At 44.3% G+C, this 18,446-nt stretch carries 13 protein-coding genes; 9 read left to right on the forward strand and 4 right to left on the reverse strand.

All coding sequences use genetic code 11. From position 1 onward, the window contains the following. Nucleotides 1-201: 201 nt before the first annotated feature. Nucleotides 202-1,404: a Bcr/CflA family multidrug efflux MFS transporter gene (locus tag BSZ04_RS14070; protein WP_088880613.1), complete on the forward strand. Its 1,203-nt coding sequence runs from the start codon at nt 202-204 to the stop codon at nt 1,402-1,404. After that, entirely contained in the window at nt 1,404-2,063 is a 660-nt protein-coding gene (locus BSZ04_RS14075; protein WP_071234763.1) for a DUF2913 family protein, read from the forward strand. The genes BSZ04_RS14070 and BSZ04_RS14075 overlap by 1 nt, the downstream gene beginning before the upstream one ends. A 90-nt stretch (nt 2,064-2,153) precedes the next feature. Here BSZ04_RS14075 and BSZ04_RS14080 read toward each other — a convergent pair whose 3' ends face one another. The 3 genes from BSZ04_RS14080 to BSZ04_RS14090 are packed head-to-tail and all read right to left on the reverse strand — an operon-like array spanning nt 2,154 to nt 7,431. Beyond that, the gene (locus BSZ04_RS14080) at nt 2,154-4,136 is read right to left on the reverse strand and encodes an MtrB/PioB family decaheme-associated outer membrane protein (protein WP_088880614.1); all 1,983 of its coding nucleotides are present in this window, start codon (nt 4,134-4,136) and stop codon (nt 2,154-2,156) included. Between the two features lie 9 nt (nt 4,137-4,145). Then, the gene (locus tag BSZ04_RS14085; protein WP_071234765.1) at nt 4,146-5,120 is read right to left on the reverse strand and encodes a DmsE family decaheme c-type cytochrome; all 975 of its coding nucleotides are present in this window, start codon (nt 5,118-5,120) and stop codon (nt 4,146-4,148) included. A 49-nt stretch (nt 5,121-5,169) separates the two neighbouring features. After that, the gene (locus BSZ04_RS14090; RefSeq protein ID WP_088880615.1) at nt 5,170-7,431 is read right to left on the reverse strand and encodes an OmcA/MtrC family decaheme c-type cytochrome; all 2,262 of its coding nucleotides are present in this window, start codon (nt 7,429-7,431) and stop codon (nt 5,170-5,172) included. 557 nt (nt 7,432-7,988) lie between these two features. Between BSZ04_RS14090 and BSZ04_RS14095 the strand changes: the two genes are divergently transcribed. Both BSZ04_RS14095 and BSZ04_RS14100 read left to right on the forward strand, forming a co-directional pair. Further along, complete coding sequence (locus BSZ04_RS14095; RefSeq protein ID WP_071234806.1) at nt 7,989-8,612, forward strand: c-type cytochrome; 624 nt, start codon at nt 7,989-7,991, stop codon at nt 8,610-8,612. Nucleotides 8,613-8,633: 21 nt separating this feature from the next. After that, complete coding sequence (locus BSZ04_RS14100; protein WP_071234766.1) at nt 8,634-9,188, forward strand: NapC/NirT family cytochrome c; 555 nt, start codon at nt 8,634-8,636, stop codon at nt 9,186-9,188. Here the strand turns inward: BSZ04_RS14100 and BSZ04_RS14105 are convergent. After that, on the reverse strand, nt 9,175-10,617 hold the full coding sequence (locus BSZ04_RS14105; protein ID WP_088880616.1) for a DUF2867 domain-containing protein: 1,443 nt from the start codon (nt 10,615-10,617) through the stop codon (nt 9,175-9,177). The two genes, BSZ04_RS14100 and BSZ04_RS14105, sit on opposite strands and share 14 nt — an antisense overlap. A gap of 94 nt (nt 10,618-10,711) precedes the next feature. On the opposite strand from BSZ04_RS14105, the gene BSZ04_RS14110 reads away from it, so the two are divergent. The 5 genes from BSZ04_RS14110 to nhaA all read left to right on the forward strand — a co-directional run bounded on the left by BSZ04_RS14110 (nt 10,712) and on the right by nhaA (nt 17,952). After that, on the forward strand, nt 10,712-12,088 hold the full coding sequence (locus BSZ04_RS14110; RefSeq protein WP_088880617.1) for an MATE family efflux transporter: 1,377 nt from the start codon (nt 10,712-10,714) through the stop codon (nt 12,086-12,088). 132 nt (nt 12,089-12,220) lie between these two features. Continuing rightward, complete coding sequence (locus BSZ04_RS14115; protein WP_010448552.1) at nt 12,221-12,892, forward strand: ABC transporter ATP-binding protein; 672 nt, start codon at nt 12,221-12,223, stop codon at nt 12,890-12,892. Beyond that, on the forward strand, nt 12,873-15,326 hold the full coding sequence (locus tag BSZ04_RS14120; protein WP_038886157.1) for an ABC transporter permease: 2,454 nt from the start codon (nt 12,873-12,875) through the stop codon (nt 15,324-15,326). Before BSZ04_RS14115 ends, BSZ04_RS14120 begins: the two co-directional genes overlap by 20 nt. Beyond that, nucleotides 15,326-16,450: a lipocalin-like domain-containing protein gene (locus BSZ04_RS14125; protein WP_010448554.1), complete on the forward strand. Its 1,125-nt coding sequence runs from the start codon at nt 15,326-15,328 to the stop codon at nt 16,448-16,450. The genes BSZ04_RS14120 and BSZ04_RS14125 overlap by 1 nt, the downstream gene beginning before the upstream one ends. Nucleotides 16,451-16,779: 329 nt before the next feature. Further along, nucleotides 16,780-17,952 (forward strand): Na+/H+ antiporter NhaA, encoded by a 1,173-nt coding sequence (gene nhaA / locus BSZ04_RS14130; protein WP_010448555.1) that lies wholly within the window; start codon nt 16,780-16,782, stop codon nt 17,950-17,952. Nucleotides 17,953-18,446: the final 494 nt, after the last annotated feature.

Here is an 18,446-nt window from a genome sequence, read left to right on the forward strand (position 1 = left end):
CTGCATACTGATCATGCAGGTTTTAGCGTCGAGTTAGTCAAGACCATCTTGGTATACTTTCGTCTTTTATGATCTTCTCAATAGTAAGGAGACTATGCGCTGTAATTCGTGACTGTTGCGGATTCAGGGTAAGGGAAGCGTCAATCATCTATCTCAATCAATGTGGAATGTTGATGGGAGGACACAACAAGAGGTAAGGCAATGACAGAAAAAGCCCAAAGTGCTCCCCAGTCACAAATCAGTTTTTTATTATTCCTTGTACTCGGTGCAATTGGTGCGTTGACGCCACTTGCTATCGATATGTACCTGCCAGCTATGCCAACCATCGCGAAAGATCTTGGTGTAACCCCAGGTGCGGTACAAATTACGTTAACGGCTTATACGGCAGGCTTTGCGATAGGTCAGTTGATTCATGGTCCGTTAGCGGATAGCTACGGTCGCCGACCTGTACTCATTTTAGGTGTGCTCTTTTTTGGTTTGGCAGCAGTAGTCAGTGCAACCACTAACGGTATCGATGCGCTTACTTATGTGCGTACAGCGCAAGGTTTCGCCGGCGCTGCCGCAGCTGTGATTATCCAAGCGGTTGTGCGTGATATGTTTGACCGTGAAGACTTCGCGCGTGCAATGTCATTCGTCACCTTGGTTATCACGATTGCCCCTTTGGTGGCGCCGATGATTGGTGGTCACCTAGCAATTTGGTTCGGCTGGCGCTCTATCTTCTGGGTACTAGCAATCTTTGCCGTTGTGGTCATTTTGCTTGTGCTGTGGATGATCCCAGAAACACTGAAACTAGAAAATCGTCAGCCACTAAGATTCAGAACCACAATTCGCAACTATGCGCGTTTGTGTTCTAATCCTGAAGCTTTGGGCTTAATGCTTTCAGGTGCGTTCTCGTTCTCAGGTATGTTTGCATTCCTGACGGCGGGCTCGTTTGTTTATATCGATCTATACGGTGTTCGACCTGATCAATTTGGTTACCTATTTGGTTTGAACATTGTAGCGATGATCATTATGACCAGCCTTAACGGGCGTATGGTGAAAAAGGTCGGCTCACACTTCATGCTTCGTTTCGGTCTGACCGTACAGCTGATCGCAGGTATTGGCCTGTTTGTCGGCTGGATGCTCGACCTCGGTTTGTGGGGCATGGTGCCTTTTGTTGTGCTGTTTATTGGTACTTTGTCTACGATTGGTAGTAACTCAATGGCTCTGCTGTTGAGTGGATACCCAACCATGGCGGGTACGGCATCTTCACTAGCGGGTACACTGCGATTTGGCACTGGCTCACTGGTTGGTGCGCTCGTTGCTGCAATGCCAGGCGCTGTTGCGTGGCCGATGGTTATCGTTATGTTTGCTTGTTCAGTGCTGTCTGCACTGTTTTATTGGACTTTAGGAAGAAAGGCGTAATGTCTAATTACACCAAAGAAATTCAAAACTTAGTTAACGCTGCTTTGGCAGATTTAGACCAAGAGCACCGCTCAGGTAAATTGGCAAATGCGCCAGTTGCGAACAATCATTACTTGGTTCGTTGGGTAAGCAAGGCGTTGAAATCACAGCGTTTTGGGCGCACTGTGGGTGATGACCTTACTCGTTGGCAAAAAGCAGGTCGTTCGAAGGGCAATGATGCTGGATTAATGTTTATATTCAAACGCATCTCTGCTTTTTACGGGCAGTTTTTTCCAGAAGGTGAAGAACCTAAAGTGATCAAAGATTCTGACATTGAAGCGTTCTTGGATCTTATGGAACAGGCTGGTTGGGAAGTATCTACGTCTGAGCAACTAGTTGGTTGCGGTAAAGTACAAATCTTTACTGAAGGGCAAAACTCATTAGCGTTATGTGCAGACCAATGTGAAAGCTGTTTTGATGGTGAACTATTGGTAAAACCGATGAGTTGGTTTGTTCGTGGTAACCATGCGGAGTTTGTTGAGAAAGCATCGCAAGCAGGCTACATGGTTCATAAGGTGACCGATTACAAATCCATGGTGAAATACCACGGCGAATACCTAATCTTCCCTGCGAATGAAGGTAATCAATTGGCAGAGATTCCTCTGAGCTTCCAAGCCTAAACTTATAGTTGTCAAAGCATCAGGCGATGTATTTAAGAAGTAGAATCTCTACTGTATTCACTTGATGCTTTGCAGCCACGAACGCTAATGTCAAAAGCGATATTTCCAATATATCGAACTATATAGGCCTTCATAACTTTGTAGCACTGTTCCCATATTTGCTGCTTCATTATTAAAGAGGTAGTCTTCCTCTGAATAGTCTTCGTAGCGAATATTGAATTCTACATTTTGGTTCTCTGACACTTCGTAATCCCCAGAAACCTCAAAACGGAATGATGTAGACTCATTGTTTGGATATTGATACCCATCATTTGATACGGAAGATTCCCCTTTGCCTTGGTAATAACTGTAATCAAATGACAGTGACAGTTTATCTTCAAGAAGTTGATCTTTGCTGATACCGAAGCCGACAGTGGTGATATCGTCTTTTTGCTTGATAGAGTAACGCTCCCATCCTGCGATGCTTGCATTCGCGAGTTGCTGTTCTGAACGAATGACCTGCTGATTGTAAAATACATGACCGCTAAGTCCATCAGCAAGATAGAAGTTGATACTGAGATCATAGCCGTAATCATCTCCCTCACTTAAGCCAATATCTGGTTTTGGATAGTCATCATCGGCATACCAAACTTCAGCAATGAGTTGTATATTGTCATTAATGTCGTAGTACCCATCACCTCGGATCTCCAACCGTTCCCTATCTGCTAAATAGTATTGCCTTAAATTCGGGGAGCTGTTATCTGTTGTTCTCCAATCGGAGCCGTCGCGTAGAGAATAAGAAATTTTACCTCCGATATACCATGGAGCGCTTGGTCGATATTGTGAGCCGAGAGAAAAACGATGTTCATCTGTTTGTCTTCTATCGGCATATTCACGTTTATCTTGTTTATAAACATAGCCAGCCATTAACCTGATATCTTTATTGAAATGGTGGTCGAGTTTGGCTTCAAGTTTTGTTTTGGTTCGGTCGTATTCCTCACGCGTGACGCCAATGAGGGTGTGTCTATCGGACTTATCATCTTTGTCCACATAATCTGCAGATAATACGAACGAGTTTTGTCTTGAAAGCTTGTTGTGATAATCCGCACTCAAATGTAAGGCGTTTATCTTACCGTTAAATGTATCTGAATTGACGGGAGATTGAGGGAAAGGGTTAAGACCACCTTCAGAAGAGCTTTGAGACCATAGAATGCGACCGCTCATGGTATGTTGACCGAGTCGATAGTTACCAGACATAGTCAACTGATGGAAGTCGTTATCGGGTTCGAATGCGAGGTGATTAGCGTATGGGTTGTTGACGCTACCGTAATAGAGTGCGGCTTGTTCATTGCGAAAGAATGAACCACGATAAGAGACGTCAACAAGCCAAGCTTCTTCGACGTAGCTAATTCCCACGAGAGTGTTTAGTGTTTCATTGTCTATCGTTTTGGGGATGAAACCTGGTGCATTGAAAAGATTTGGAACAGTTGGTGAATAGAGTAACAGGCCGCCTTCTTTACGCTCATGTTTCATAGAGGCATAAGGTTGCCAAGGAGTATAAGGCGTATATTTGAGATCCAATTCGAGCGATTTTCTCTTTACTTCATTTTTATACTCAGACAGACCGCCTGACGTGAGTGTATGGTTGGTATTGTGATACGCGCTTAATGATGATCGATTCCAAAAGTAGGGGGTTTCCCGGTAGCTTGTCTGAAGCCTAAAGCCGTCAAAATGCCCAATCTGCCATTGAAGCAAAAACCTTTGTAAACCAAGATCTTCGGCTATAACTCGTTGGAAGAAACCATCGTCTTCGTACTGGCTCGTGTCGAGATTTAGACTGCCATTAAGATGTTCATTGTCATTTGATGTGCCATAAAGAGGTGGATTCCAATTATAGAATCGAGAGGATCCCCCATTGTCGAGAAAGCCCAAACCAACGCTAGCACTCCCTTCCCACTCTCCATTGCTGATGCATTCAGTGCACTGCCAACGGCTCATATCAGTAGTTTTACTGTTTTGCAGTGAGTAATCACTGGCTTGTGCTTGCAGGGGAAGAATAATACAAATGGCTATATAGAGTTGCTTACGTTTCATGCTTTTCTCCTAATAGCTTAGCGCTTGACCACGTGGGTGGTTGGTACCGTGTACTTGATTGTGGCAATTTAGACAGCTTCCCCCACGTACCCTTAAATCATTGTTTGGTATAGAGACGTTAGCATGTGGCACTCGATGGCATTCTTGGCAAAGCATAGGTAATCGCCTGTTAAGAAGCGCCTTATTTATCGACCCATGAGGTTTATGACAGGCTGTGCAGTCCTCAGAAACAGGTTCGTGCTCCCACAAAAATGGCCCACGTTTTTCAGCATGACACTCGTAACAAGAGTCATTGATAGACGGCCATTTCAAACTGTATTCGTTAATTGTTTGGTGAGGGTTGTGGCAGCTTGAACATGTCATAACGCCATCGATAATGGGATGGCTAGTACGTTTGTGAATATCTGATTTCGTTTTTGCATGGCAGTTAGTGCAAGTCTCTGCTTGCTGCTCAGCTAACATCATGGGATCGTCTTTTTGGTGTAATTGGTGACAACTAGAGCAGGACAATCCTTCGAATGCATGCTCGCTGCTATGCCAAGTCGTGCGATTTGCATCTTGATGGCAGGATAAACACACGCTATTTTGCTTGTCCGCAGGGACGGGGGAGTCTGGCCCAAATGTGATCATGGGCTCACGAACTTGCCCTTTACGTGGGTTTCTAGCGTGGTTGTTTGCGGGGCCATGGCATGCTTCGCACTGTTTGTCACCCATAGGGCCATGGATGTTGGCAGATTTCCCATGTACGTTGTCAAAAATTCCCGTGGCGGGTTTATCTGAGGCATCATCATGGCAACGTAAACAGCCATCTGCGCCACGGCGAGAGTATTTTCCTTCGGAAAACTTCTTATCCAATATCTGTTCAATATCTTCTTGAGTTAATGTATCGACTTCAGATTTGGCTGTCTCATTTGCATACCCGGTAAAGGTTAATCCAATGCAAAGTATGCCAGTCAAAAACCACCGCTGAATCGTTGTTTTCATAAGAATTCCTTTCCTCATTTTTAATCATTCTTGATTATCAATGCTTTAACTAACGGTAGTCGTAAACACTATGAACGATATCAACTCCTTGTGATTGTCCAATAGCATGGCATGTTGAACATTGCTCTGTTCCCGTCGCTTCAGACGCGGTATCTGCTCCCCAAATCGCACCATGATTTAGCATGTGGTTGAGGGCGGCATCACCGGCGATATTATTGGGATCAGCGTTTGCCAGCGAGGATTCAAGGTGGCACGCACCACAAGTCACTAGTGCGGGACTAAAGTATTTCCCACTGGCTAATGATGGTCGGGTGTTAGTTTGGCTTGGCAAGTTGTATTGCGAGCGGCTATGGCAAGCTTCGCAATTGTTTAGTGCTCCTGGATATTGAGAGCTGTCTGAACGTCTTGAACCGAAAGCATGGAAAGAATGTACGTGGTATTTTAGGTCTGCTGCCATACCAGGATAAAATGCAGAACGCTCTGAGTTGTGACAGTTCTTACATTGCTGAAAGTCAGTAGCTGCATGAGGGTGCTGACCGAGGCGATGTATCGAGAGCTCTTTGTGACAGTCGTTACATAACGTTATCTCCGCTCCTACAGAGAGGCGATGCTGTTGTTCGGTTCCCCCAATATCAAACGATGCAGAAGTGTTGTTCGAGGAAATAACAAAAGGCGAATTGATGAGCTCGATTCCTTCGAAGGTGTGGCAATCTGCGAGTTCACCAATCTTACTTTCCGCGCAAAGTGGTGCATCAGTAAGGTTAACAGTGAGCACCGATGTGGTATTCGGTTGTAGAAGCGAGCTTTCGAAATCCTTGTGACAAAGAAATGCCCCTTCTCCTTGGGCAATACAGCCGTTACCTACTTGGCCATCATCAGCAAGGTTTAAGCTGTTATAAGCGAGTACAGGGCCGTTTCCATTATCCCAATTAAGTAATAGGCTCAGGTGCCCAGGTTCGTTGATGTAAGGAGACAGTTCTGTGATTGATGCTACGCCGACGCCATCTTTTGAAATGTTGAGCTCAACTTCAAAATGATTGTCGATAAAGCGAGCATGTTTCACATCGATCACTAAGGAGTGTCGGGCAGTAGTAAGGTTATCTAAACGGCTAAGGTGGACGGTTTTTGCACTACGGCCGGCATCTTCTCCAATAATGGGGTTCCCATCTTCATCTCGCTCATAGGGGCGATGGCAACCAGTACAAGTATTTTGTGGTTCGCCATTGCGCAGCCACACGTTACCGACTTGATTATCATGGGCTCCACGATCTCGATATAAATGGCAGGTTTCACAGGCCATTTGAGTTGGATGTTCAAACCAATTGTTGGCATCGGATACTTGAGTTAAATCCGTTGAATGACAAGTCGTACAGTTTCGAGCATCTTGAGGGAACGGATTTCCTTCGATGATTAAGCCATTGATGTCGCTGACAAGCATATCGTTTTCGTCGATGGGTTGTTTGTATGTGGTGGGATCACCTCTGTCGCTCCCGAGCTTAAAAACGTTGCCATGATACTGATGAACAACCGCAGCTAAAGGGCGTCGGGCAGGCGCAGCTCCGGGATTGCTGTCATTGTGGCAAGCAGTACACACCGCAATATTGTTGTCAATGGAACGGTAGCCTGGACCATGGAAGAGAGGTTCGGCCATATGACAGCTTTCGCATTTTCCTTCTTCAATGACATTTCGTGAAACTGCTTCATTCTTATTTCCATCAGGAACCCACTCATAGGTGTGAGTAAAACCAAGCTCTTTGTCACCATAGGCCATCACTATTCGGTGCAGCTTATCTTCATCCCATGCAATGTAACCACCGTTATTGACTGAGTCATTCGGGTAGGGATCTTCTACTTTTAAAAGATCAGCGATAGAAAAGGTATATCGATATCCTTCTTCTGTTTCCTGCAAATCCCCCTCCCAAACGTTTTCCATTCGGGCACGGTCATTTGGGGAATTACTCGCATGATGGAAGCTTTTCCAATAGGTGTTGCCATGTCGTCCATTAAAACTGAAAGCAGGGTCACTAGTGTCTTCGATGTCTTTACGAGCAGGCATTGCTTTTAATAAAGCGATGCGAAAATCTTTTGTTTCATCAAAGGCATAAAGTTGGCCGCTTCCATCGTAGACTGAAAACTCGATGACAAGTTTTGTCGCACCGTTGTCAATGGTAACTAAGGTAGGTTGCTGAACAGTAATGTGAAAACTCCCCAAGTTTGGAGGAGGGGTGTTTTGGTCATTCTTACTGTTCGGCTCGCACGCGATGAGTAGCATCGTTAGGATTACGACAACGATCGGCTTTAGACTGTCCATGGTCCCTCTCGATTCTTCCTTAAAGTAAGTCGGATTGAGGTCGATTGAGAATACAACCTACTGATCGGTTTATTATTTATTCTGACTTTGAGGTTTAATATTCCTTCAACGATTAGGAATAGATGTTTACTAATCTGGTAAAAGTATAGACGGTAAGAGAAATATAGAAAATTAATACCTACTTTTTATATGTGTAATGTGGATTGTGGTGATGAATTAATAAGTAAAACATAGATTTAAAAATGTTATTTATCTTGTGGGTAGAGTGAAATAAATAAAAATAATAGACATTTTTTTATTGCCAACAATACTTACCAATAGCTAAGCATTCTGACTTCAGTTGTGAGACTCGCTAAGCACCCGAGCTAATGTTCGTTGCCTCTGAGTGCGGTGACGCCTAGCATACGCTTGGGTGTTACTTGTAGTTCCAAGACTGATATCTGTATGTCGTTAGGTTAACTAAATACAGAGTTCTACGTTATTTTTATAACTCTTTAATCTATAAATAAAAATATTTATAGAGTGGAATGTACTCTGTAGTAGATGGGGCTTAATTAATGTATTTCTTTGTGAATTTGACATCCAAAATATTGATGGTGTCTGCTTTAAATTTGTGGCTTATTTCTTTCTGTTTGGCTTCTACAGAAGATATAATCGCGAATAGTGAATGTGAATCTTGTCATGGCCCAAAAGGCGTAAGCTCTAATACGAATATCCCTTCTATTGCAGGGATACCCGAATTTAATCAAATTGATCAAATGTTGAGATACTTAGAAGGGAGACCTGCAGCCACAGTTCAGTATGTCCATGGTGATACAAGCAAAAAAGGCGATATGGTGAGTATTGTTGAATCCCTAACCGAGATTCAAATAGAGCAAATTGCAAAGTACTACTCTGAGATTGATTTTGTTCGCGCTGAGCAACCATATGATGAAGTGTTGGCTGCGCAAGGGAAGGCGATTCATCTTAAGGGGTGTGAGAGTTGCCACGCCGAAGGGGGGAGTGATCCGTTTGATGAAGCATCTATCTTAGCTGGTCAACAGAAAGGCTATCTATTAACAACCTTGCAGCAGTTTAATCAGGGTAAGCGTTCTGTTGACAAGAAAATGGATGAAGCAATCAAGAGTTTGAGTGCGGATGAGCTACTAGCTCTCAGTGAATATTATGCCAGCTTTCGTTAAATTAACTTGGGGTGCATTGGCATGGGCTTATGGCTAAAACCTAACAAGAAATGGATGTTTGGCATACCCATGGGTGGGTTTCTAGCTTTTGTTATCGGAGCAATCGCCGTGACGAGTTTCCATATTGGTATGGAATATACCAACAGCAATGATTTTTGTTATCGGTGTCATGTTGGTATGGATACGATTGTTGAGGAGTATCAACAATCAGCGCACTTCAAAAATTCCAAAGGTGTGGTGGCTGCCACTTGCAGTGATTGCCATGTTCCGAGAGAGTTTATCGCGAAAATAGAGCTTAAAATTCGTGCGACTGCTGATATCTACCATAAGTGGAAGGGAGACATCACTCTCGAAAACTTTGAGCAAGAGCACCGGCCTCGTTTAGCTAAGGCGGTAACCGAAGAGTTTGTTAGTAACAAATCTAGACAATGTCGTTATTGCCATGCTATCGAACAGATGGATTTAGAAAAACAAAGTCGTACCGTTGCTCGAAGACATCAGATGATGGAAAGCCGAAATCAATCATGTATTGATTGTCATGCTGGGATTGCACACCAACTCCCTATTCAAGATTAGCTGAGTCTTTGGCTTCCTTTGCAATGGCCTTAACCATGCCTTTGAAGATGAATAGATGCGCTGGCATCATCGCAAACCAGTAAAGTAAACCGGGGAAGCCTTGCGGGTGCCACCATGCGGTGATATCGAATTCGCGCTCCTCACCGTCGTCTTTAATGGTGATTTCCAAACGACCAAGCCCTGGCCCTTTCATACCAAAAAATAGCGAGAGGAACTGGTTCTCTTCGCAGCGAATGATTTTCCATGAATCAATGAAATCACCCACCTTGAGCGCTGGCCCCGGTGGTGAAACTCGAATGGGTTTCCCTCCACCAAAGAAGATATCGAGCCATTCACGAGTGCGCCAAAGGATGTTGGCAAAGTAATAGCCTTTTTCAGGGCTCCCGATTTTTTGTGCGACCTGCCAAAGAGATTCTGCGGAGGCTTTTGTTTTAATACTTGCCCCTGCTTGTTTGGGATAATAGCCGTAGCCTGGTTGCCAGCGCTTGAGTGCTGCGGGTTCGAAGCCCCAAACGTTACTACGTACAAACGTCCCTTCCGTTGCGATGGTGTTCTCAACGGATTGCTCGTAGCTAATGAGCTCTTGAGGAAACCGTTCGTGAATCGCTTTGGTATCGGCGATGTAATCGTGCTCTAAACCTGCAAGAAGCGCTTTGCCAATATTTGCTGGAACCGACGTTACAATGGCCAGCCAATGCGATGCCATTTTAGGTGTCAGTAGTGGTGTTGACCAAAGTCGATAAGGCTTCTTGGTGATCTTACAAATGACTTCAAATTGTTCGCGATAACTTAATGTATCCGGACCACCAACTTCATATATTTCACTCTCTGTTGGTTTGGTTTCTGCCAGTTTAAGCAAATAGTGATTGAGGTTGGGTAGGGCAATTGGATTGGCTTTGGAATCTACCCATTTAGGTGCAATCAGAATCGGCAGGTTATAGACGAAGTCGCGCATGATCTCGAACGCAGCAGACCCTGGGCCAATAATTACGCCCGCTCGAAGCTCTGTAACGGGCACACCCGCTTGGCGAATGATCTTACCTGTCGCTTTACGTGCTGCTAGGTGTTGAGAGTTACCAGTTTGCGGTTGAATCGCACTCAAGTAAATAACGTGCTGGATGCGACTTTGCTCAAGTGCTTGCTTGAAGTTTTCAGCGAGGCTTAATTCATATTCAACAAAGTCATGTCCTTGCGCCATACCATGCACGAGGAAAAAGGCCAGATCAAAGTTATTGACCACTTCCAAGGTAAGCTCTCTGTCGGCAAGATCAAGATAGAGCAATTCAAGGTTTGGGTGAGCTTCAACTCTAGAGCTCAAGTAGTCAATATGGCGGGCTGCTGCAGTGACGTGATGTCCTTGAGCAAGTAGCAAAGGGATAAGCTGTGAGCCAACATAACCGGATGCGCCTAGTACCAAAATCTTTTTCATCGAAAGCCCTTTTATTTGCTGGTGGAATAATCACCTACAGGTATAATCATGGAATACTTTTCCCTTTCTATCAATAAGTTGTGAGTGGTTTATCGTGACATTCTTATCTCAAGTTATGGCTCATGCTGATAAAGCATTCTTACGCCGTCTAGTCGCTATCGCGTTACCAATAACATTACAGAGCATCATGTTCTCTAGTCGAGGTTTGGTCGATGTTCTAATGTTAGGGCAACTGGGCGAAGCTGAGATTGCTGCTGTCGGCGTAGCGGCACGTGCCACATTTGTCACTACGATTATGCTTGTGGGTGTTACAACTGGTGGGGCGTTGCTCACCGCACAGTATTGGGGAGCGGGAAATAAAGAGGGGGTAAGGCAAAGTACATCTTTAACTTGGCTCATTTCCATGGTTTTTGCTGCCTTTACGGTATTGCTATTTGTCTTTTTTCCCGAAGCTATTATGGGCTTAACGACTGACTCCCGAGAGGTAATAAGTCTAGGAGCTGAGTACTTAGTTATTACGTCGGTTAGTATGTTTGCGGTTGCCTGTGTTGCAAGTATGGCTGTCGGTTTACGTGCTATGCATCAACCTGGCACCAGTACCTTCTTTAGTGGTATTGGCATCGCTTCAAATATTTTCCTGAACTGGGTGTTGATCTTTGGTCATTTAGGTATGCCAGCGCTCGGCATAAAAGGCGCTGCTATTGCTACGGTTATCAGCGGTGCAATCGAAGTGGCGTTTTTGTTTGGCTACTTGTGGCGCAAGAAACACACGATTGCATTTGGTTTAAGTGATCTTACCGCTATTTTGGTGGTCGACAAGATAATACGCTTTCTTAAGCTCTCTCTACCTACGACGTTTAATTTCCTAGCGTGGGCCGGTGGACTTTTTGCTTATCATGCCATTATGGGACAAGCTGGTGTTCAGGGCTTGGCCGCACTTTCGGTGATGACACCCGTTGAATCAATAGCGTTGGCGATGATGATAGGCATGTCTAATGCGGCAGCAGTACTTGTCGGGAATCAGTTGGGAGCAAAGAACTTCGAACCTGTTTACTATCAGGCATGGGCAACTATAGCTCTTAACTTATTGATTGCTATTGTCGTTGCTATCACGCTTCTGATTACTAATAACCTTATATTGGACGCGTTCAGTGCTTTAACTGTTGAAACAAGGAAGTTAGCTGAGCAATTTATGTTAATCCTAGCATTTGGTGTAATACTTCGTTCGATCCCTATGATGGCTATTGTTGGTGTATTGCGAGCTGGTGGAGATGTTAAGTTTTGCCTTTACCAAGATCTTGTTGCTCAATGGCTGATTAGTATTCCTTTAGCTGCGTTTGCTGCGATCAAATTGGGATTGGAGCCTCAATGGGTGTATTTGTTTTTCCTAACTGAAGAAGTCGTCAAGTGGGTTGGATCGCTTATGCGAATGGCCAGTAAAAAATGGATGAAAAATTTGATCGAATCATGATGCTTAGGTGACTAATTGGTTGTATTTAGATATCCAAAGTGTGACCGAGGAATCAAAATACTTCCTACCAACAAGATTTTAGTGTAGATTCGGAACCCAAATTTCTATACCACCATTCGAGCGGCAAAATCAATGTTGAAACTGTCAGACCTATGCAAAGGCTATGTAGACGGGGGCGAATTTCATCCTGTTTTACAAGGGGCAGAATTAACATTACAGCAAGGTGAGCAAGTTGCATTAATGGGCGAAAGCGGTTCAGGAAAAAGTACCCTTTTGAACTTAATCGCTGGCCTTGATACGGCTGATTCCGGTGAGATCACCTTTCCCAACTTCGCGATGCATGATGCTCCGGAGCATTTGCGTACGCTATATCGCCGCAACAACATTGGTAATATCTTCCAGCAGTTCAACCTGCTTCCTACCTTGAATATCGCTGACAACATCCGTTTCTGCCGCCAATTAAAAGGCTTACCAGAAGACAAAGGTTTGTGGCGTCAAATTCTTTCAGCTCTAGACCTCATGCCGCTTTTAGGTCGTTACCCTGAAGAAGTATCAGGTGGTCAGCAGCAACGTGCAGCGATTGCTAGAGCTTTGTACATGGAACCCAAGCTACTACTTGCTGATGAACCAACGGGGAGTTTGGATGAGCGTAATGCAGAAGCAGTAATGCGTTTGTTGACCTCCTTGGCTCGCCAACTAGAGTGTACTCTGCTGTTGGTAACGCATAGTGAAAAAGTTGCTGAACATATGGAAGGTCGAATTCGCCTGCAAGGGGGACAGCTGCATGTTATGGCCCGTAGTTAAGGCACTACTTGGTCACTACCGCCGTTACCCTCTACAAATTATCTTGGTTTGGCTTGGGCTTACACTTGGTGTGTCCCTTTTGGTTGGTGTTACTTCTATAAACCAGCATGCTAGGCAAAGTTACGAAACAGGTGAAAAGCTATTTTCTAACCCGTTACCTTACCGTATTCGTACAAAGCACTCTGCGAACAAAATTCCTCAAGGATTTTATATCCAACTCCGTCGCGCGGGCTTTAATCAATGTGCGCCGTTTGATGTCCTTCATTTAGATACACAATCTGATCTCAGCTTAATGCTCGTGGGTATTGACCCAGTAGCGATGTTGCCATTGCGCCAAGGTAAATCTTTAGGCGATTTACCAATGCTGAGCCTGATGAAACCACCATACCCGATACTAGTCAGTCAAGACCTTGCTGAGCATATGCAATGGCAAACAGGTGATTTTATTCGCTTGAATGATGGCAGTAAATTAGGGCCAATTAAAGTTGATACCGACCAACTGTTATCGGGTACACGTTTAGTCACTGATATTTCATTGTTACGTATGCTCAAACGTAGCTCTGGTTTATCAGCGATTGCTTGTGGCGAAATGCCAGAGGAGAAAGTTCAAGCGCTCAAGAACATACTTCCGAATGGAATGACTTTAGTTCGTAACAGTCGTTCTGAGCTTGAGTCTTTAACTAAAGCATTTCACATGAATCTGACTGCCATGGGGATGCTGTCATTTTTAGTCGGCTTGTTCATCTTCTATCAAGCAATGTCACTGTCTTTCATCCAACGCCAACGTCTGGTTGGCATTCTACGTCAGACAGGGGTTAATGGTATTCAGTTAGCCCAAGCACTACTTCTTGAGCTAACCTTCCTCATCCTCGTTGCTTGGGCATGTGGCAATTTCTTTGGATTGATTCTAGCGAATGAACTCATTCCTGCGGTATCTGCCAGTTTGAGCGATCTTTACGACGCAAATGTTGGTTTGACCATTGGCTGGTCGTGGGAGTCGAGCCTTTACAGTCTGGCGATGGCTTCAGTGGGGGCATTGATATCCTGTTTATGGCCACTCGTCCGCTTACTTAAATCTCAGCCAATTCGACTTTCATCTCGTTTATCTTTGATGCGATTTGCTGGCAGAGAGTTTTCTTGGCAAGCCTTGGCTGCATGTGCATTCTGTGTGGCTGCCGTGGCTGTTTATCAAGCGCCAAAAACACAAGAATCAGGCTTTACCATCATTGCGCTTATGCTCATTAGTGTGGCGCTATTTACCCCATTTTTGATGTGGCACATGTTCCAAAGCTTTTCTTATTCTTTACGTTGGGTGCGAGTGCGGTGGTTCTTTGCTGATGCAGCTGCGAGCATGAGCTACAGAGGCGTCGCTACGATGGCATTTATGTTGGCATTGGCTGCAAATATTGGCGTAGAAACTATGGTCGGTAGTTTTAGAGATACGACTGATAAATGGTTAAACCAACGACTTGCAGCGGACATCTACATTTACCCGACCAACAACTCAGCAGCAAGAATGAGCTCATGGCTACAAGAGCAGCCAGAAGTCGACGCGGTATGGTGGCGTTGGGAAAAAGATTTGCCTACTGATCGCGGTGCCTTGCAAGTAGTGAGTACGGGGTCATCTGAAGGGGAACTAGACTCACTTACTGTAAAACTGGGTGTTCCAAACTATTGGTATCACTTACACCACTCAAAGAGTTTGATGGTGAGCGAATCCATGGCATTAAAGTTAGGTATACGTCCTGGTGATTATATAGACATGGCTCAGCCTCTGGGGGGCGGATGGCAAGTCGTCGGTATTTACTATGATTATGGCAATCCTTACAACCAAATAATGGTTTCACACCGTAATTGGCTGTATGCGTTTGCAGGCACTGGAAACGTTGCGTTAGGAGTGTTGCTGCAAGATAACGTCAAGAGCGAGGGGCTGAAGCGCCGATTGGAAAATGTATTCCGTCTTTCTCAAGACCGAATCTTTGACAACAACAATATTTATAATCAAGCGATGAGAGTCTTCGACCATACTTTCGCAATTGCCGATACGTTGGGCAACATTACTTTGATTATTGCGGTGTTTGGCTTGTTCTTTGCGACCTTAGCGGGTGAGCTGTCAAGGCAGCGACATTTCTCGTTATTACGTTGTATGGGTGTATCCGGTAAAGAGCTTGTTGCGCTTGGAGGAATGCAGTTGTTTGTCTTTGGTGCAATCTCAGCCATTATCGCGGTACCGTTAGGCCTCGCTTTAGCTCATTTAATCGTTGATATCATTATTAAACAATCTTTTGGTTGGTCTTTAGAGCTCCAATTAATCCCATGGGAGTATGCGCAAACTATTGGTTGGGCGATGATTGCTATTATTGTTGCTGGTGCTTTGCCAGTAATCCGAATGATTAAGAGTACGCCAATGAAGTCATTAAGGGATGCATTGTGATGAAAGAGCAAAATCAAAATCGCACTCGCTCTATAACGGCATTGGTGTTCGTCGCGGCGATACTCGCATTGGGCTTTTTTGTTTACGTGACCTACTGGGCAGTAGCAACAGCAACCGAGGATAACGAACTCAACGCGATGCTCAAGAGAGAAGACAAAACGATCTTCGAACCGGTGTTACCTGACGAGCATGTATCACTTCCTAAAGATTTTCGTTTTCACCCTGAGTATCAGCATGAATGGTGGAACTATTTTGCTCGGCTCCAAGATAAGCATGGCACTGTTTACAATGTCCAATGGAGTTACTTTAGAGTCGCGACTGATGAGCGAGAAATGAGAGGCTGGCAAAGTCCACAGCTTTATATTTCACATATCGTTATTAGCCGGGGTAATAAGGTTTGGCGAGAGCAACGAGTAGCGCGAGGTGGAATTGGTCAAGCAGGAATGACTAACCACCCGTTCCGGCTATGGATTGACAACTGGAATTGGCGCTCTTTAGGGGCGACTCCTTTTCCTGGCAAGCTAGACGTGTCGACAGATACGTTTGGCCTTGAGTTAAATACCACGACAAGTGGGCCTTTTGTGCTTAATGGTGAACGAGGGTTTCAAGTTAAGCATGCGCTGCAATCAGTTGCCTCGTTTAGCTTTAGTGCACCGTTTTTAAATGTAAAAGGAACACTGAAGCTTAATGGCAAAGACGTGGCTGTTTCCGGTGACGCATGGACTCAAAAAGAGTGGGGAAGTGGCTTAATTGGAGATGGGCAGCAAGGTTGGGATTGGTTCATTTTCAACTTGGATGATGGTAGGGCATTAACCGTAAGCCGTTATCGTCATAATGGGCAGTTACCGCATTTATTTGGTACGTTGTCTACTCGATCCGGAAAAGTGATCAATTTGACGGAGAACGACTTTACCATTACACCTCTTCAGGTCACAGGGCTATCAAACGGTCGGCGTTTACCACTACAATGGATTATCAACGTGCCTAAGTATGATATTAACTTGACCACAAGGATTACAAAGTCAGATATGTGGTTGCCATTTGTGATTCCCTACTGGGAGGGGCCAACTCTCGCCTCGGGTTCTAATGAAGCTTGGGGATTTATGCAGTTGACAGGGTACTAGATTCTGAAAAAAAACCACCTATATGGTGGTTTTTTTGTGTCAGAAACACATAGTTTTCATCAAGAAACAGCTTGCGAATCACGAAAATGACTACGATATTTAACCAAGTTAATAGTAATCTATGGAATAACAAGTTTGGATATCAGGCAGGCATGGAAGTAATAACTGAAGAGCATACTTAAGAAAAATACGATGTATCGTATAGTTAACTTCGGAAATTTCGAGGTTTATACTCTGAACAAGCGATTATTCCTAAGTTTTCGATAGCTATACACTCTAATCATTCTTTGTTAATCGTTTATTAAGATAATAAATATAAGGGCGAAACCATGAACGATGTCATTCGTGACTTTTTCAAAATGGAATCCGCAGGCGGTATCCTTCTAGTGATTGCAGCAGCAATCGCAATGACTATTGCAAATTCACCGCTTGGCGAAAGTTATCAAGCTATGCTGCATACTTATGTATTTGGTATGTCAGTGTCTCACTGGATCAATGACGGCCTAATGGCTGTGTTCTTCCTACTAATTGGCCTTGAAGTAAAGCGTGAGTTACTTGAAGGTGCACTAAAGTCTAAAGAAACCGCGATCTTCCCTGCAATCGCAGCGGTAGGCGGTATGTTAGCTCCAGCACTTATCTACGTTGCTTTCAACGCAGGTGATGCAGAAGCGATTTCTGGTTGGGCAATTCCAGCTGCAACCGACATTGCATTTGCGCTTGGTATCATGGCTCTTCTCGGTAAGCGTGTACCAATCAGTTTGAAGGTTTTCCTGCTGGCATTGGCTATCATTGATGACCTTGGTGTAGTGGTTATCATCGCACTGTTCTACACAGGTGACTTATCCACAATGGCGCTTATTGTTGGCTTCATCATGACAGGTGTCCTGTTCATGTTGAATGCAAAAGAGGTGACCAAGTTAACTCCGTACATGATTGTTGGCGCGATCCTCTGGTTCGCAGTACTAAAATCAGGAGTTCACGCAACACTTGCAGGTGTGGTAATTGGCTTTGCTATCCCGCTAAAAGGCAAAAAGGGTGAGCACTCTCCACTTAAACATATGGAGCACGCACTGCACCCATACGTAGCGTTCGGTATTCTTCCTCTGTTTGCTTTTGCAAACGCAGGTATCTCGCTAGAAGGTGTGTCGATGTCGGGTCTGACTTCAATGCTGCCGTTAGGTATTGCAATGGGCCTACTAGTAGGTAAGCCGCTGGGTATCTTTACGTTCAGCTGGGCAGCTGTGAAGTTAGGTATTGCGAAGTTGCCTCAAGGTGTTAACTTCATTCATATCTTTGCGGTATCAGTGTTGTGTGGTATTGGCTTTACCATGTCGATCTTCATTTCGTCACTGGCATTTGGCAATGTGAGCCCAGAGTTTGATACTTACGCTCGACTGGGTATTTTGATGGGCTCGACTACGGCGGCCATCATTGGTTACGCATTACTGCACTTCTCTTTACCTAAGAAATCTGCAGAAGAAGTAACCGCTGAGAAAGCATAGTAGCAAGTCGCTAAAATGATAAAGAAGCCTCCCTATTGGGAGGCTTCTTTGCGTTTAGTCGTGATGTGGTTATACCAATTCCATCAATTATCTGATCATTCTTGCTGGTTAAAATCACTTATAACGGTGTTAAAGATTTTGTAGGTAGAGTAACTAACTAGCTGCAATCTTTGCCTTGTTCTAAATGATTTTACCGATGCAATTTTTTGAACATCTAATTAACGGAACTGGTATTACGTAATCAAGGAAATGCAGACGAAAAAAAGCCCAAGCTAAAAAGCGCTTGGGCGGATACAAACATAGGAGTTAATAAGAAAAAGCAGCAATGTAGCAACTAGAAAGAAACAAGTTTGACGGCCAGAAAAACTTAAAATGCCCTAGTTGTTACAGTAATTAAGACCAACCGCATTCCAAACAGTTCCATTTTTTTTAAGAAATTTTTTCGCAAAACAATATTCGCTTTAAATTCATCCCTTTAACTATTCATTTTGCCG

This window comes from Vibrio rotiferianus (assembly GCF_002214395.1).
Classification (GTDB): Bacteria; Pseudomonadota; Gammaproteobacteria; order Enterobacterales; family Vibrionaceae; genus Vibrio; species Vibrio rotiferianus.

Bases quoted from the DNA above. Each gene is read 5' to 3' on its own strand.
- BSZ04_RS14070 (WP_088880613.1), top strand. From the start codon at position 202: ATGACAGAAAAAGCCCAAAGTGCTCCCCAGTCACAAATCAGTTTTTTA.
- BSZ04_RS14075 (WP_071234763.1), top strand. From the start codon at position 1,404: ATGTCTAATTACACCAAAGAAATTCAAAACTTAGTTAACGCTGCTTTG.
- BSZ04_RS14080 (WP_088880614.1), bottom strand. From the start codon at position 4,136: ATGAAACGTAAGCAACTCTATATAGCCATTTGTATTATTCTTCCCCTG.
- BSZ04_RS14085 (WP_071234765.1), bottom strand. From the start codon at position 5,120: ATGAAAACAACGATTCAGCGGTGGTTTTTGACTGGCATACTTTGCATT.
- BSZ04_RS14090 (WP_088880615.1), bottom strand. From the start codon at position 7,431: ATGGACAGTCTAAAGCCGATCGTTGTCGTAATCCTAACGATGCTACTC.
- BSZ04_RS14095 (WP_071234806.1), top strand. From the start codon at position 7,989: ATGTATTTCTTTGTGAATTTGACATCCAAAATATTGATGGTGTCTGCT.
- BSZ04_RS14100 (WP_071234766.1), top strand. From the start codon at position 8,634: ATGGGCTTATGGCTAAAACCTAACAAGAAATGGATGTTTGGCATACCC.
- BSZ04_RS14105 (WP_088880616.1), bottom strand. From the start codon at position 10,617: ATGAAAAAGATTTTGGTACTAGGCGCATCCGGTTATGTTGGCTCACAG.
- BSZ04_RS14115 (WP_010448552.1), top strand. From the start codon at position 12,221: ATGTTGAAACTGTCAGACCTATGCAAAGGCTATGTAGACGGGGGCGAA.
- BSZ04_RS14120 (WP_038886157.1), top strand. From the start codon at position 12,873: ATGTTATGGCCCGTAGTTAAGGCACTACTTGGTCACTACCGCCGTTAC.
- BSZ04_RS14125 (WP_010448554.1), top strand. From the start codon at position 15,326: ATGAAAGAGCAAAATCAAAATCGCACTCGCTCTATAACGGCATTGGTG.
- nhaA (WP_010448555.1), top strand. From the start codon at position 16,780: ATGAACGATGTCATTCGTGACTTTTTCAAAATGGAATCCGCAGGCGGT.